Source organism: Acidobacteriota bacterium (genome assembly GCA_035471785.1).
GTDB lineage: Bacteria > Acidobacteriota > UBA6911 > RPQK01 > DATIPO01 > JANQFM01.
On sequence record DATIPQ010000092.1, the window covers coordinates 1 to 15,185 of the forward strand.

At 62.9% G+C, this 15,185-nt stretch carries 10 protein-coding genes; 6 read left to right on the forward strand and 4 right to left on the reverse strand.

Translation table 11 applies throughout. The features are described from left to right. Positions 1 to 192: 192 nt before the first annotated feature. From VLU25_12850 to pstB, 6 genes are all read left to right on the forward strand, one after another. The gene (locus VLU25_12850) at positions 193 to 630 is read left to right on the forward strand and encodes a phage tail protein (protein HSR68819.1); all 438 of its coding nucleotides are present in this window, start codon (positions 193 to 195) and stop codon (positions 628 to 630) included. 28 nt (positions 631 to 658) lie between these two features. Beyond that, positions 659 to 3,307 (forward strand): glycosyltransferase, encoded by a 2,649-nt coding sequence (locus tag VLU25_12855; protein ID HSR68820.1) that lies wholly within the window; start codon positions 659 to 661, stop codon positions 3,305 to 3,307. A gap of 536 nt (positions 3,308 to 3,843) precedes the next feature. Then, entirely contained in the window at positions 3,844 to 4,821 is a 978-nt protein-coding gene (locus VLU25_12860) for a PstS family phosphate ABC transporter substrate-binding protein (protein HSR68821.1), read from the forward strand. Beyond that, entirely contained in the window at positions 4,818 to 5,738 is a 921-nt protein-coding gene (pstC, locus tag VLU25_12865; protein ID HSR68822.1) for a phosphate ABC transporter permease subunit PstC, read from the forward strand. The genes VLU25_12860 and pstC overlap by 4 nt, the downstream gene beginning before the upstream one ends. Further along, positions 5,735 to 6,610 (forward strand): phosphate ABC transporter permease PstA, encoded by an 876-nt coding sequence (gene pstA / locus VLU25_12870; protein HSR68823.1) that lies wholly within the window; start codon positions 5,735 to 5,737, stop codon positions 6,608 to 6,610. Before pstC ends, pstA begins: the two co-directional genes overlap by 4 nt. 7 nt (positions 6,611 to 6,617) lie before the next feature. Then, a complete protein-coding gene (pstB, locus tag VLU25_12875; GenBank protein ID HSR68824.1) occupies positions 6,618 to 7,382 on the forward strand; it encodes a phosphate ABC transporter ATP-binding protein PstB in 765 nt (254 codons plus the stop codon). Positions 7,383 to 7,478: 96 nt separating this feature from the next. Here the strand turns inward: pstB and VLU25_12880 are convergent, their stop codons facing one another. The 4 genes from VLU25_12880 to purH all read right to left on the reverse strand — a co-directional run bounded on the left by VLU25_12880 (position 7,479) and on the right by purH (position 14,919). Beyond that, a complete protein-coding gene (locus VLU25_12880; protein HSR68825.1) occupies positions 7,479 to 11,129 on the reverse strand; it encodes a lamin tail domain-containing protein in 3,651 nt (1,216 codons plus the stop codon). 246 nt (positions 11,130 to 11,375) lie between these two features. Continuing rightward, a complete protein-coding gene (locus VLU25_12885) occupies positions 11,376 to 12,545 on the reverse strand; it encodes a hypothetical protein (GenBank protein HSR68826.1) in 1,170 nt (389 codons plus the stop codon). Between the two features lie 6 nt (positions 12,546 to 12,551). Next, positions 12,552 to 13,322, reverse strand: a complete 771-nt coding sequence (locus tag VLU25_12890; protein ID HSR68827.1) for a type III pantothenate kinase — start codon at positions 13,320 to 13,322, stop codon at positions 12,552 to 12,554. A gap of 34 nt (positions 13,323 to 13,356) precedes the next feature. After that, positions 13,357 to 14,919, reverse strand: coding sequence for a bifunctional phosphoribosylaminoimidazolecarboxamide formyltransferase/IMP cyclohydrolase (gene purH, locus VLU25_12895; protein ID HSR68828.1), 1,563 nt, complete (start codon positions 14,917 to 14,919; stop codon positions 13,357 to 13,359). Positions 14,920 to 15,185: the final 266 nt, after the last annotated feature.

Consider the following 15,185-nt stretch of genomic DNA (forward strand, 5'->3'; position numbering starts at 1 on the left):
TGTGAAGCTCAGCCGGACTTCTTCGACCCTCGATGAAAATGAGACGACGGTGGTCAACCGCTTCGACGCGACCGAGAGCCCGACCAACGTTATCGGCATCTATCGCTGGGTCAACAAGGTCTACCAAGCCCACGTCGTCAAAGCGGGGGGGACGGGGACGTTCCCACGGTGCTCATCGAGGACATGGGATGGATGTTGTGCGATGGACGGACTCTTGAGGCGGCCAAGTATCCCCAGCTCTTCGCAGTGCTGGGCTACCTCTATGGCCAAGGCGAGGAGGGGGAAGGCACCTTCAAGATTCCCGACTACCGGGGTCTTTTTCTGCGGGGCGTGGACGACGGGTCAGGCATGGATCCCGATGCCGGCAGCCGCCGCTCTCCCACCGATTCCGGGCCAGGGCAGGGCGTCGGCTCGCTGCAGTGCGACGCCTTGCAAGACCATACTCATAATTACTACGCGGTGAACACCGCCACTCCAGCCAAGGAAGGAGAGGCCGGCGCCGCCACAGGCTCCAATCTGCCCACCACTTCCCCCAATCAGCCGCCGGCCCGAGTGAGTTCGGAAACGCGCCCCAAGAACATCTATGTCAACTACATCATCAAGTATCGCTATGCCGTACGACACGCGTAACCCGCAAAGGTTGGAGGAGTTAGAGTCGTTGCCTGGCCTTCCTGACCGATTGGCCGACTTTCGCAACCATCACCGAGGCGCCGCCATGCTGGTCTGCGGTTGCGGCGCCTCGCTCAAAGATATCCCCCACCCGCAGCGCTGGCTGACCATCGGCGTCAATGACGTAGGACGCCTCTTCCATCCGACATACCTGGTTGTGCTCAACCCTCGGCGCCAATTCAGCGGAGACCGTTTCCACTACGTTGAGGAAAGCCGCGCCCGAGCCGTCTTCTCTCAGCTCGACCTGCAACTGCCCCACACCAAAGTGGTCCGCATCCGCCTGGGCGACTACGCTGGAACCAACCTCGACGATCCCCATTCCCTGCCCCATACCCGCAACTCGCCTTATGTGGCGCTCTGCTTGGCCCTTCACATGGGGGCGACCCGCATCGGCCTGGTCGGCGTCGATTTCACTGACCATCACTTCTTTAACCAGTCGGGACCTCACCCGTTGAACGGGCAACTGGAAGTGATCGACCGCCAGTACGGGGCACTGGCCTCCGCCTGGCGCAGGCGGGGCGTCGAAATCGTTAATCTCAGCCGGCAAAGCCGCCTGACCTCCATCCCCATGTGCGGTTGGGAAGACTTCTTGGATACCTCGCCGCAACCTGCACCGCGTCTCTCCGGCGGAAGGAGGGCGAGAGAGTCCGAGACCATAGCCATCGAGCGGCAGCCGCCCGGAATCGTAGGAGACTTCCTGGACAGCCTGGCTGAAACGGTCCGCCAACTCGGCTATCGGGTGACCGGCGATGTCGCTGGCGCGCGCCAGCGGAAAGATGTCATCTCGGTAGTCTGGAACGGGCGCCGTCACTCCTCCCAAGGTCCCACTCTCTATTGCGAACACGCCTGGCTCCCTCGCTGGGAATACCAGATCAGCCCAAGCGGCATCAATGCCGATTCTCATCTGTCGCCATTCGCCTGGGACGGACAGCCTCTCAGCGAAGCTCAAGAGGCCGAGCTGGAAGATCATCTGGAGTCCGTCCGCGGCGGGGGACCGCAAAACTATCAGTACATGCAGACGGCAGTTGCCCCCGTCCAGGATTTGCCCGATGATTTTTTTCTGGTTCCCCTGCAGATGGAATGGGACACCAACATCCGCCGCCACGTGCCGGGCCATTTGCGGCGCATGCAGGATCTGATCGACTTCATCTCAAGGTCCGATCCTCCCCTGCCGCTGGTCTTCAAACAGCATCCGGCCGATACCCGGCGGGGACACCAGCAGCTTGGCCTCACCCTGCACCGCAGCCAGGACCGGATCAAGCCTCATCGCGAGGGCAATATCCATCAGTTGCTCAAAAGCGGCCGTTGCCGGGGGATTGTAGCCCTCAACAGCAACGTGGTCCACGACGGCCTGATCTGGGACATTCCGGCGGTGGTGCTGGGCAAGAACATCTGGCCACGCAGCGGCGATCAGCCGTTCCTGACCGCGCTTCCGGCCGATTGGACCCGTCTGGAAGCGCAACGGTCCGATGCGCAATCGCTGGCCTGCCGGAGGGCCTACGCCTTCTACCTGATGCGCGCTCAATGGAAACTCGACGACGCCCGCGACCCACAAAGGGTGGAGTCGCTGCTGGCCCTTGCGCGAAAAGCCGTCCCGACGCCTTCAGCCCGGTCCGCCAAAGCGGGCCGAGGTGTTGAACTGGACGGCGGGAGATCGGAGACGAAATCGCTTAGGGTTTCTTCGACTGCTGCCCCGGCCACGGCCAATCACCTGACGGTCAATGTCGTCGCTCGCAATCACGGATGGGTTTTCGAGGATCTCAAGGAACACTTCCTGGCCGCCGCATCGGCCGGGATCCGGGTCTTGCTCAGCGAGCGGCCCAGGAGCGACGCCGACCGCTGGATTTTCATCCGCACTCAGGAAGCAGTCTCCTCTCCCGACCCCTCCCGGACCCTGGTTCAAATCCACGACAATTTCGATAACGGCCTCTACCGCCGGGGAGGAAGGCGCCATTGCGTGGCTTCCTGCCGGGGGCTCTGTCTCATCCACCCTCAACAGCGGGGCATTCTCGAGCGAAATGGCGTCGACCTGTCGCAGAAAAAAATCCTCGAGCGTCCAATCGGCGCCCTGAAGGCCTTCCAGTTGCGCGAGTCGCTCTACCCCCGCTTCACGGTGGGCTGGGTGGGACGTCCCGTCCGCCATTTCGGACGCGAGGTCAAGCGGATCGATGCCGTAGTCGATGCCCTGCTCGCTGTGGGGGGCGAACTGCGTGTCATCCTTCTGGGCGAGCGATTAGAGGCGCAGCATCAGCGTCTCGCCCAAGCGGGTATCGAGTGTCATTACCTCCACCGCTCGCGCCATCCCTTGCAGGAATACCCCCGGCACTACGCCGAATTCGACTGTCTAGCCATCTTCTCATCCACGGAGGCTGGCCCCCTTTGCCTCTTCGAAGCGCTGGCCTGCGGCGTGCCGGTCGTCTCGAGTCCGGTGGGTTGGGCGCCCCAACTGATACGCGAGGGCCGAAACGGCCTTATCGCCGAGAGCATCGACGACTTGGCCCGAGCCATCTGCGACATCCGCGGCCAGCGAGAGGACTGGTTTCAGCGCCGGCTGGACATTCGTCAGTCGCTGGGCGGCCATACGCTGGAATCCTGGATCACGGCCAATCTGCATCTGGCGGCCAGCCTGCCCTCCTAATGCAGTGCGTCAAAGTTTTGAGCCACCCTGTGGCGTTATCCCACGCTTTCAGCGTTTGCACATTTGCCGTCTGAAACCCAGGGTGGCGCCGCCGTCTCGCTGGCGCTCGCCGGGGCTGACCCTGGGCTGGCGAATCGCTCGCCTTCAGCGAGCCCGGACTTGACTTCTAACACAGTCCCTTGGGCTGGCGAATCGCTCGCCTTCAGCGAGCCCGGACTTGACTTCTAACACGGTCCCTTGGACTGGCGAATCGCTCGCCTTCAGCGAGCCCGGACTTGACTTCTAACACAGTCGCTGGGCTGGCGAATCTGTCCCTTGAATGTGGGCCTAGTAGGAAGGTGTGAAAAAAATCGAATGCAATGTGAAAAAGACCGTGATTCTTGTAAGAAGTTACGGTTAAAGGCGGGACGAACGGTGGGCGGGCGTCTTCATCGTATCTTTACAATAAGTTCATCACCTTCTCGCGGGAAGAGCTCTAAAGTCTAGACTGGAAGGGTTGCTTTATGGTTGGGAGATTCGCTTCCGCTTTCCTGCTGATGTTCTTGTTGGCCGGGGCTTCTTGTGCGCCGACCACACGGGGAAACATGGAGGGAGCGCTTCGCATCGACGGATCGAGCACGGTTTACCCTTTCATGGAAGCCGTGGCTGAAGAGTACGTCAAGACCCATCCCCGTGTCCGCCTGACGGTGGGCGTCTCCGGCACGGGCGGCGGCTTTCAACGCTTCTGCCGGGGCGAGACCGACATCAACAGCGCCTCCCGGCCCATCCATGAAAGCGAAGTCGAGTGCGCCCGCCGCCATGGTGTCGAGTTCATCGAATTGCCTGTCGCATTGGACGGAATCACGCTGGCCGTCAATCCGTCCAACGATTTCGTCGATCATCTCACTGTTGAAGAGCTGCATGCCATCTGGGCTCCCGACTCGGTCGTCCGCTTCTGGAGCGACGTGCGCCCGACCTGGCCGCGGGAAGAGGTGATCCTCTACGGTCCCGGCGCCGATTCCGGCACTTTCGACTACTTCACCGAGGCAGTCAACGGCAAGTCGGGCCGCTGCCGCAGCGACTTCACGGCCAGTGAAGACGACAACGTGCTGGTACGGGGGGTCGAGGGCGACCGCTCCGCGCTGGGATTCTTCGGCTTCGCCTACTATCAGGAGAACCGACAGAGAGTGCGCGCGCTGGCGGTGGATGCCGGCCAGGGACCGGTCCTGCCCAGCGACCAATCCATCCGGCAGGGGTCCTACCGGCCGCTGTCGCGTCCGCTCTTCGTCTACGTTAATATCCAGTCGACCCGTAAGCGCGAAGTGCGCCAGTTTATCGACTTCATGCTTGACAACGCGGAACCGCTGGCTCGCGAGGTCGGATTCGTTCCCCTCTCGCGAGATACCTACAAGCTGGTGGACCAACGATTTTCAAGGCGCTCGCCGAATTCCCTTTTCGCCCGCCGCAACCTGCAAGAACAGGGCGTGGCCAATATCCTCAGGCAGGACCTGGACGGCCGGGAACGTAACCCATGACTCTGGTCAACACTTCCCGCAGGCGTGGAGCCGGGGGGTGGCGTCGGCGGCGCGAGAGGGCCATCGCTTTGCTGCTGCTGGCGGCGGCGACCGTCTCCATCCTCACCACGGCGGGAATCGTATTCATCCTCTTCTGGGAGGCGGTCGGCTTCTTCAGCCAGGTTCCCCTGGCGGACTTCTTGGCGGGAACCCGTTGGACGCCCCTGCTCGAGCCTCGCCGTTTCGGGGTGCTGCCGCTGGTCTGCGGGACCCTGATAGTGGCTCTGGGAGCGCTGCTCATCGCGGTTCCGGTGGGAGTGGGGACGGCCCTTTATCTGAGCGAGTTCGCCTCGGCAACGACCCGAAAGATCCTCAAGCCGGTATTGGAGGTCTTGGCCGGGGTTCCCACGGTCGTCTACGGATACTTCGCCCTCACCTTCATTACTCCCATGCTGAGGGCCCTCTTGCCATCCACCCAGGTGTTCAACGCCGCCAGCGCCGCCATCGTGGTAGGAGTGATGGTCTTGCCCATGGTCGCTTCGCTCAGCGACGACGCCTTCAAGGCGGTCCCACGCTCGCTGCGCAATGGGGGTTACGCATTGGGAGGAACATCCATGGAGGTGTCGCTGGGCATCGTGCTTCCGGCCGCCCTTTCGGGAATCGTGGCGGCTTTCGTGCTGGCCTTCTCGCGGGCCGTGGGCGAAACCATGGCGGTCACGCTGGCCGCCGGAGCCACCCCCAAACTGACCTTCAACTATTTGCAGAGCATCCAGACCATGACGGCCTACATCGCCCAAGTCAGCCAAGGCGACGTTCCTGCCGGAACCCTCGAGTACCGCAGCATCTTTGCCGTCGGAGCCCTGCTCTTCGCCATGACGCTGTCCATCAACATCCTGGCCAACCGCATCCTCAAGCGCTACCGGGAGGCTTACCAATGAGCGACCAACTGCTGAACTCTTCGCCAGGCGCGGCGCGGCGCAGCTTCGTTTCTCGGCTCTTCGAGTCCCTGTGCCTTGTCCTGGCCGTATTCGGCGCCCTGGTTTTGACGGTGCTGATCGGACACGTGGCCTACCACGGACTGGCTTGGCTGGACTGGCAGTTTCTCACCAGCTTCCCCTCCCGTTTCCCAGAGCAAGCGGGGGTCCTGGCTGCCATCTGGGGAACGATCTGGATCATCGGTCTGACGGCAGTCGTGGCCATACCCGTGGGCGTAGCCGCCGCCCTCTACCTGGAGGAATACGCCCGTCCAGGGCCTTTCTCGACCTTAATCGAGATCAATGTCGCCAACCTGGCCGGCGTTCCGTCGGTCATCTACGGACTGTTGGGTCTGGCCGTGTTCGTCAAGGCCCTGGCGTTGGGACGCAGCATCCTGGCCGGAGCCCTGACGCTGGCCCTGCTGGTGCTGCCCGTAATCATCATCTCTGCCCGCGAGTCCATTCGAGCCGTTCCGCGCTCGATCAGAATGGCCTCTTACGCCTTGGGCGCCAGCCGCTGGCAGACCGTGCGCAGCCACGTCTTGCCTGCGGCCCTGCCCGGCATCCTCACAGGTATCATACTGGCCCTGTCGCGGGCCATCGGCGAGACGGCCCCACTGATCGTGGTGGGAGCCTTGACCTTCGTGGCTTTTACTCCGGCCGGCCTGTTGGACGGTTTCACGGTCCTGCCCATTCAGATCTTCAATTGGACCAGCCGCCCCCAGTCCGAGTTCCATGATCTGGCGGCCGCCGCAAGCTTGGTGCTGCTGGCCGTCTTGCTGCTGATGAACGGGCTGGCCATCTACATCCGCAACGCCGGCCAGAAAGGAAGCTGAAACGTTCATGGCCGAGACTGCTGACACTCCTGTTCTGCGCACCGAAAAGCTGACGGTGACCTATGCCGGCAAACGGGCCCTGGAGGAGATTGACCTGCAGGTGCACCGCCGCCGCATTACCGCGCTGATCGGGCCCTCGGGCTGCGGAAAGAGCACACTGCTGCGTACCCTCAACCGCATGAACGACTTCATTCCGGGAGCTGCCATCGGGGGCAAGGTGTACTTCGAAGACATCGACCTCTACGGCCAGGGCGTGGACGTCACCGAAGTCCGCCGACGTATCGGGATGGTCTTTCAGAGTCCCAACCCGTTCCCCAAGTCGATTTACAAAAACGTGGTTTGGGGCCCCCGCATTCACCGTATGGGAGGCGACTCCGAACAACGGGTAGAACAGGCCCTCAAGCGGGCGGCTTTGTGGAGCGAAGTCCACGACCGCCTCCACCAATCGGCGCTGGAGCTGTCGGGCGGGCAGCAACAACGCCTCTGCATCGCCCGGGCCTTGGCCATGGACCCGGAAGTGATCCTGATGGACGAGCCCTGCTCGGCCCTCGACCCCGTCGCCACCAACCGCATCGAGGAACTCCTGAGCGACCTTCGCAACGAGCACACCATCGTCATCGTCACCCACAACATGCAGCAAGCCCGGCGCATCGCCGACTATACCGCCTTCCTCGACGCCGGACGCCTGATCGAGTTCGCCTCCACCGATGAGATCTTCGACGATCCCAAAGAAAAGCGTACGGCCGACTATGTGGCCGGACGCTTCGGTTAATCGCTCCTGAGATGACGAAAAGCCGGGAATCGCGGAACCTGACTGGCAGGCTCCGGGACTCCGGGCTGTTGGCGGCTCGATAGCGGGGCCGTCGGGTCAGTTGTTTTCGGTCCAGCGTCCCGGCGTCACCTCGAAGACTCCCTGCACTTTGAGGCAGTATTCCCCGGTGAAGGCGGGATTGAAGACACCCTGCTGCTCCACCACGAGGATCTCGTACTGGCCGGTTGCGGGCAAAGTCTCCTCAATCGAATTGGGAAGTTGGCCCAGGTCGACACGATGCAGCACCGCCTGCCTGACGCGGTCGCGCAGAATCAGGGTAGCGGCGCCGGAAGCCAGGGGATCGGCTGCCTCGAGAGTGACCTTGAAGTACTGCCCGGTCCCGTCCTGGAAGTAAAAGTTGTCTCTGTCGAAGTGAGGCAGCCCGTCGCCCAGCAGGGAGCAGACCTCGACCTTGGGGACCGAGTCGATGAAGAGCACCAGTCCGTCATGGTCCGAGGAACGCAGCGCCACGGTCGGGTCCTGCAAAAAGACGTCGGCCGCGTCGGAGTTGGCCCGGGGGATCTCCAGGCGCGAGACGAAGGGATCCAGCGCCGACGAAGTCAGAGCGTGATCGAGCACTTGTCCGCTGCCTCCGAAGATGAAGCTGTAGCGCTCTTCGGCCGGCAGGTTGAGGATCTGATTGGTCATGTCGGGATCGATCAGGTCGACGGCCGGCAGCACCGCCTCGTCGGGATGCAGCGGGTCCAGCACTCCAGTGCTGATCGAGAGCACGTGGACGTAGCCGTCGGTGAACTCGAAGGCGTTGAAGTCGCCCAGCACCACCAGGCGGATGTCGGGGTCATCGGTCTGCAAGTCGTCGATCAACTCAGCCAGAAAGACGGCCTGGTTGAAGCGCTTGTTGCGGACGCGGTCGCCGTCGGCGGGGTCGTCGATGCCGTTGAGCGAGCGCTGGTGAACCACGATGGCCGTAAAGGGGAAGGGCTCGGGACCGGCGGTGTAGACGGCGTCCAGCACCAGCGGCGGACGGTCGTTGAGCAGCGAGCCGTCGAAGGGATTGATGGTGTTGAGCCCCTCCTGAGTCACCGAATTGACCTGTACGGTATCGCGCACCAGGTATCCCACGTCGATGCCGCCGACGTCATTGCCCTCCTCCAGATAGGCGGTGTAGACGAGGGCGGGATCGTCGAGAGCGATCTGATCGGCCAGATCCTGAAGGGTCTGCAGAGTGTCGACTTCCTGCACCGCCACCACGTCGGGAGCCTTCATCACCTCGCGGATGTAGATGGAGAACTTGTCGATGCGGTCCTGGGTGTCGAACTGGCCGCCGAAGAGACGAAAGGTGTTGAGCGAACCCACGCTGAACTGATTCTCCTCGCGGTCGCTGACCGGACTCGGCAGGGGCAGGTTGCTGGTCCCTACCGTCAGTTGGGTGGGGAAAACCTGGTAGTCGCCGAAGGAGAAGGTAAGCGCGCCGGTGGCGCTGAATTCGGTTCGGCTGTTGAAGTTTTGATCAGGCAGTCCGGCGCCGTCAGGATTGATCTCGAAGACCTCGGGGTTGCCATCCCACTCGGGCAGGCCCATCAGTCCGGGGAACTCGATGCCCGGCTCGCGGAAAGGACGGGGCTGGCCCTGGACGGTTACCGGGGCGTCCCCGAACCGGTCGGTGGGTCCGGTGGTGATGCCGTCCAGGCTGACCAGCATGCCCTCCAGCCGTTCCAGGCTGGGCAGCAGGCTGGGCATGGTGCTGGGCGTGGAAGCGTCCAGCATGACGGGCGCGGGCAGCGGCCCCGTTCCCACCGGGGTGATCATGGGCGAGGTCAGTTCGGTGAGGTCGAAGAACTCATCCACCGCCGCTCTCACATCCACCAGGTCGCCGACGCTGACCGAAGGCGCGCCCGAGGTGAAAACGAAGATGCCGTCGGAAGTGGCGGAATCGCCGTCGCTGCGGGCCGCAGGCGTCTGTATGAAGAAGCCGTTGGAAGCCAGCGCCGTCACGACGTTGTTGCGGGTCGTGACGGCAAAGCCGTCGAAGGGCGAAGCCGCGCCCGATCCCTGGATCTCGAAGATCTCGCGCTGGCCGGCGTCGGGCAGGCATCCGAAAGCGTCCTGGTTGGCTTCGCCGGGCGTCAGGCAGGTGGCTTGAAAGTCGACGTTGTTGACGTTGGTGTCGTTGCCGTCGGGAAGGCGCGAGAGGCCGTTGTCATCCAGGCCTCCGCTGTCTTCCAGTCCGGCGCCGGAACCCTCCACGAAGCCGGGCACGTCTCCCTCGTAGCTGACGGCGTCGACCAAGGCGCCGCTCTGGAAGAGCGCGATGGCGTCGGGCGAGCCGTTCTGGATGAAGTTGGTGTCAGGCGAAGAATCGAGATCGCAGTTGGGCACGGTGGCCGCATTGGCGCAGATCACGAAATAGCCTCCGGCAGGCAACGACACGGCCGGCAGAGCGATGGTGTTGTAGGGAGAACCGCCGTTGCCGTTGATCAACTGCACGGTGAAGGTCGAGAGGTCGGCGGCCGCATCGCCCGCATTGAAGAGTTCGATGAACTCGGCGGCGTCGGTGCCGGGCTGATCGTAATCGATCTCGTTGATGACCAGTTCCGGACGGGCCAGGTTGCCGCAGTCCGAAGACTGTTCCACGTTGCCCTCTCCGGGCGTGGCGCAGCGGAAGCTGAAGTCGACGTTGTTGACATCGGTGTCGACGCCGTCGGGAAAACGGGAGAGGCCGGCCGAATCGACGTTGGGGTCGTCTTCCAGCCCGGCGCCTGATCCTTCCACGAATCCGGGCACGTCGCCCTCGTAGCTGACAGCATCTATAAGGTCTGATCCGCTGAAAAGCGCCACCGCATCGGGGGCGCCGTTCTGGATGAAGTTGGTGTCAGGCGAAGAATCGAGGTCGCAGTTGTCGACGGTAGCGGCGTTGGCGCAGACCACGAAGTAGCCGTTGGGAGCCAGGTCGACCGCCGGCAAGGCGATGGTGTTGTAGGGGCTTGCGCCGTTGCCGTTGATCAGTTGCAGGGTCAGACCACCCAGGTTGACGGCGGTGGAACCGTTGTTCTTGAGCTCGACGAACTCGGCGGCGTCGGTGCCGGCCTGATCGTAGTCGATCTCGTTGATGACCAGTTCGAGCTGAGAGGTCGGCGGGTTGCAACCGCTGCTCTGGGAAGTGTTCTGAGCGCCGGGCGTGATGCAGCGCTGGCTGAAGTCGACGTTGTTGACGTCCGTATCAGCGCCGTCGGGGAAGCGCGAAATGCCCGCGAAATCCACATTCGGATCGTCGACCAAACCGGCTCCCGAGCCTTCCACGAATCCCGCCGTGTCGCCCTCGTAGCTGACCACGTCGACCAGGACTCCATTGTCGAAAAGGGCCACGGCATCGGGGGCGCCGTTCTGGATGAAATTGGTGTCGGGCGAAGAATCGAGGTCGCAGTTGTCGACCGTGGCGGCGTTGGCGCAGACGACGAAAAATCCGCCCGCCGGCAGGCTTATCGAGGGCAAGGCGATGGTGTTGTAGACCGTCGCGCCGTTGCCGTTGATCAACTGAACTTGAAAAGTGGACAGGTCGACACTGGAGGGGCCCGCGTTAAAGAGTTCGAGGAACTCGGCGGCATCGGTGCCGTCCTGGTCATAGTCGATTTCGTTGATGACGACCTGCCCCAGCGCCGGAGCGCCCAGCAGCATCGTCACCAGGAGAAAAAGAAGAGTGGGGATGAGCGAGCGCACCCCCGGCCGGTTGCTTTGGATTGCCTTCAAGATGGATTCCTCCCTATTCAAGCTTCGAAACGCAAAAAAATGAGTCGCGGGCCTGGCAACCCGCCAACAAGTCCTGCTGTTTTTGTCTCTACGATTTAGAACTCGTTTGATGATTCAGCAACAGATCTGAGACTGGACACTGGATTATTGTAACGGATAGATCGGGTCTTCACGAGTGGAGGCGCGGTAAAGTTCTCATGAAAGTTTGATCAGGAAAGGGGATGGCTGTCATCAGCAGCGGCAGTTTCAGCGCTGGGGTGAAGCAGCAGGCGCACTTCGTCCCGATGGGATCAGGCCTTGATCACGCAGCGCTTCCTCGATCCAGAGGGCGGCCTGGGCATGCCCGAAAACGCTGAAATGTCCGTCCTCCTCCGAGACGAAGAAGGAAGAGAGCGGCTGATCCGATTGCAGGATGCGCTGTCGGCCGGAAATGACGGGTAAGCCCCATTGGCCCAAGATTTCCTCCATGCGATCGCTGGCGTAGGTGCGTTGCATGGGTGCGGGAAAGCGCTCCAGCATGTCGGGCCACTTCTCTTCGAAGGTGCCCGAGAAGGGCACCACGAAGCCGATCAGGGGAATGCCGTCCGGCTGCAGCAGGGCGCGGATTCCGCCCACCAGGTCATGGGTGTTTTGCCAGCACTCTTTGACCTGGGGTTGCTGGTGCTCATCGGGAAGCAGGGCCGAGACGCCTCCCTCCCATTCAAGTCCTGCGGCTTCGGCATTGAGTTGCAGGCGGCGGCCCCGCTTCTCGTGCTCGTCTCCCGCGGCTTCGTCCACCCCCCGCTTGTCGAGTACGCTTTCCGCCCACAGGAAGAGGCGCGAAGCCCGCAGCGGAGCCCACCAGTCGATGCGCGTTTCCAGCCACTTCCCTTTCTCCAGGCGCAGGTAAGGACGGTGGGCGTCCTGGAAGCTGCAAGTGAAGGCCATGATGGGACAGTTATTGCACATGTCGTTGAGGGGAAAGGTCTGCAGCACCACCGCGTCGGGCTGGTAGCCCAGCCCGATGTCGCGCAGAGCGATCAGTTGCTGAGCCGTGCCCCAGTCGTTGACGGCCAGGTTCAGAACCTGCCAATCGATCCCTGGATCGGCTTGGTCGAGTTGCTCTTCCAGGCGGGCGGCGAAGGTCTGGGAGGCCTTGACCGCCACGCCCAGGCTGAAGGAATCGCCCAGGATGACCAGGCGCTTGACTCCGGCGGGTTTCCGGCGGGGAAAATCGCGGTGGCGGAATCCCGAGGGCGAGACGCCGTCGAAGTGTCCGTTCTCGGGGTCAGCCCTCCAGCCCAGCAGGGGATCGTACTTCCACCAGGGATCGCGGTTGATGACCGGATCAGCCCAGCGCACGGCCACCTCGAGAACCAGCAAGACCAGCAGCAGTGCGGAGAGGACCAAGCCCAACTTGGCCAGGAGGCTGCGCATACCGGCTCAGCCTAGCAGATTGCCGCTTTGCTGGAAGAGCTTGAGTCCGTAGAGGGTGAGGTCGGGTTCCACCGCCTCGATGCCCGACGATTCGTCTTTGAGCAGCGGTGCCAGCCCGCCGGTGGCCACCACCCGGGCGCCGCCCAGTTCGGCGCTCATGCGCTTGAGAATGCCGTCCACCAATCCCAGGTAGCCATAGTAGATGCCGGACTGGATGCTGTTGACGGTGGACTGGCCGATGACCTGGGCAGGACGCCTGATTTCCACCCGGGGCAGCCGCGAGGCGCGGGCGAAGAGGGCGTCGGCCGAGATGCCCACGCCGGGGGCGATGACGCCTCCCAGGTATTCGCCCTCGCGGGAGACGGCGTCGAAGGTGGTGGCAGTGCCGAAGTCGACCACCACGGCGGGCGTCCCCAGCCGGCTGCGCACCGCCACCGCATTGACGATGCGGTCGGCGCCCACGTCCGAGGCCGGTTGGTAGCGGATGGGCATCAGGTCCTGGCTGATGGGATCGACAAAAGCCGGCTTGCGGCCGAAATAAAGCCGCGCCATTTTGACGAAAGTGTCGTTGAGAGGAGGCACCACCGAGCAGATGGCGATATCGGCGATCTTGCGCGTATCGATCTCATCGAGCTGAAAGAGGTTGCGCAAAAACACCCCGTATTCGTCGGCGGTCTGGTCCTTGCGCGTCGAAACCCGCCAGGACCGCACCAGTTCGTCCCCCTCGAAGACCCCCAGTACAATGTTGGTGTTGCCGATGTCAATCGCTAGCAGCATATTTATGTCTCCGACCTCAAGAACGCTCCTCCTTTTAATGCCGAAAATGACGCATCGCCGTTAGCACCATGGCCATGCCGTGCTCGTCGCAAGCTTCGATAACTTCGTCGTCACGCTTCGACCCTCCCGGCTGAATCACGGCGGCAATGCCGGCCTTGGCGGCTTCGTCCACGCCATCGCGGAAAGGAAAGAAGGCGTCCGAGGCCATCACGGCCCCCGGCAGGTCGAGCTTGGCCTTGCGGGCGGCCAGGATGACCGAATCGACCCGGCTCATCTGGCCGGCCCCGATGCCCACCGTGCGTCCGCCGCGGGCGTACACGATGGCGTTGCTCTTGACGTGCTTGCAGACTCTCCAGGCGAAGAGCAGGTCGTCGAGTTCGTCCTCGGAGGGGGCGCGCTGAGTGACGGTCTTGAGTTGCTCCCGGGAAACGGTGTTCAGATCGGCGTCCTGCACCAGAAAGCCCCCGTCCACCTTTTTATATTGCAGCGGATCGGGCGGGGAGGAGTCGGCCAGCATCACCCTCAGGTTCTGCTTGGCGGCCAGCGCTTCCAGGGCCTGGGCCTGATAAGCGGGGGCGAGGACCGCTTCCACGAAGAGCTTGCGCATGGCCTGGGCGGCCTCGGCATCCACTTCGCGGTTGAAGGCGATGATCGATCCGAAGGCCGACAGCGGGTCGCATTCCAGCGCCCGGGTAAAGGCCTGGGCAGGCGAGTCGGCCTGGGCCACTCCACAAGGATTGTTGTGCTTGATGATGACGCAGGTCGGCTTCTCGAATTCGCGGCTCAGGTCCCAGGCCGCCTGCAAGTCGAGGTAGTTGTTGAAGGACAGGGTCTTGCCCTGCACCTGCCGGGCGGCCACCAGTCCCGCGGGCTGGCGGTCGCTGAAGCGGTAGAGTCCGGCCCGCTGGTGGGGGTTCTCGCCATAGCGCAGGGAGGCCTGGCGGGTCAGTCCCAGGGAGAGGTTCAAAGGAAGCTCTTGTTCGGCTTCCCCTCCCTCTTTGGCTTTATCGTCCTGAGAGGCCAGGTAGGCGGCGATGGCGGCGTCGTAGGCGGCGGTGTGCTGGAAGGCTTTCAGGGCCAGCCGCTTGCGCATCTTGAGGCAGGATTTGCCTCCGTGACGGTCGAGGTCTCCCAGCACTTTTGTGTAGTCGCCCGGATCGACCACCACCGTCACGCTCTGGTGGTTCTTGGCCGCCGCCCTGAGCAAGGCGGGTCCGCCGATGTCGATCTGCTCGACCGCTTCTTCCAGCGACACGCCGGCGCGGGCCACGGTTTGGGTGAAGGGGTAGAGGTTGACCACCACCAATCCGATGGGATCGATCTTCTGTTCCTGCAGGATCTGGCGGTGGGCCTCGTCGTCGTGGCGGGCCAGGATGCCTCCGTGAATCTTGGGATGCAGCGTCTTGACGCGTCCGCCCAGGATCTCGGGCGAGCCGGTGTGTTCGGAGACCGCCGTCACCGGCACGCCCCTCTTTTCGATCAGCCGCGCCGTGCCGCCGGTGGAGAGAATCCGTATCCCCCGTGCACGCAGTTCCTCGGCCAGTTCCCCCACTCCGCTCTTATCTGAAACGCTGATCAAAGCCGTCTGTATCCTCATCGCGCCCATGGTAAGCGCCCCGCCCAATCAAGTCTAGTCGCCGGTGGCTGACCCGGCGCCATCCAGGGGTTCTTTGACGCCTATAACGGCATCCATTATAATGCGGTGCGTGATAGCGTCGTTTAAGGAGAACGGCACGCAAGACATATTTTCGTTGGGAGGTTGACCGAGCTTATGACGTCGAAATCACAGACTACCACTAGCCGGGCGGAGGACTGCCTAGGCGGCAGGCGGGAGATGGTGGAACGAAGGCTACCGGCGGATCG

Bases quoted from the DNA above. Each gene is read 5' to 3' on its own strand.
- purH (HSR68828.1), bottom strand. From the start codon at position 14,919: ATGAGGATACAGACGGCTTTGATCAGCGTTTCAGATAAGAGCGGAGTG.
- pstA (HSR68823.1), top strand. From the start codon at position 5,735: ATGAGCGACCAACTGCTGAACTCTTCGCCAGGCGCGGCGCGGCGCAGC.
- VLU25_12860 (HSR68821.1), top strand. From the start codon at position 3,844: ATGTTCTTGTTGGCCGGGGCTTCTTGTGCGCCGACCACACGGGGAAAC.
- VLU25_12850 (HSR68819.1), top strand. From the start codon at position 193: ATGTTGTGCGATGGACGGACTCTTGAGGCGGCCAAGTATCCCCAGCTC.
- pstC (HSR68822.1), top strand. From the start codon at position 4,818: ATGACTCTGGTCAACACTTCCCGCAGGCGTGGAGCCGGGGGGTGGCGT.
- pstB (HSR68824.1), top strand. From the start codon at position 6,618: ATGGCCGAGACTGCTGACACTCCTGTTCTGCGCACCGAAAAGCTGACG.
- VLU25_12890 (HSR68827.1), bottom strand. From the start codon at position 13,322: ATGCTGCTAGCGATTGACATCGGCAACACCAACATTGTACTGGGGGTC.
- VLU25_12885 (HSR68826.1), bottom strand. From the start codon at position 12,545: ATGCGCAGCCTCCTGGCCAAGTTGGGCTTGGTCCTCTCCGCACTGCTG.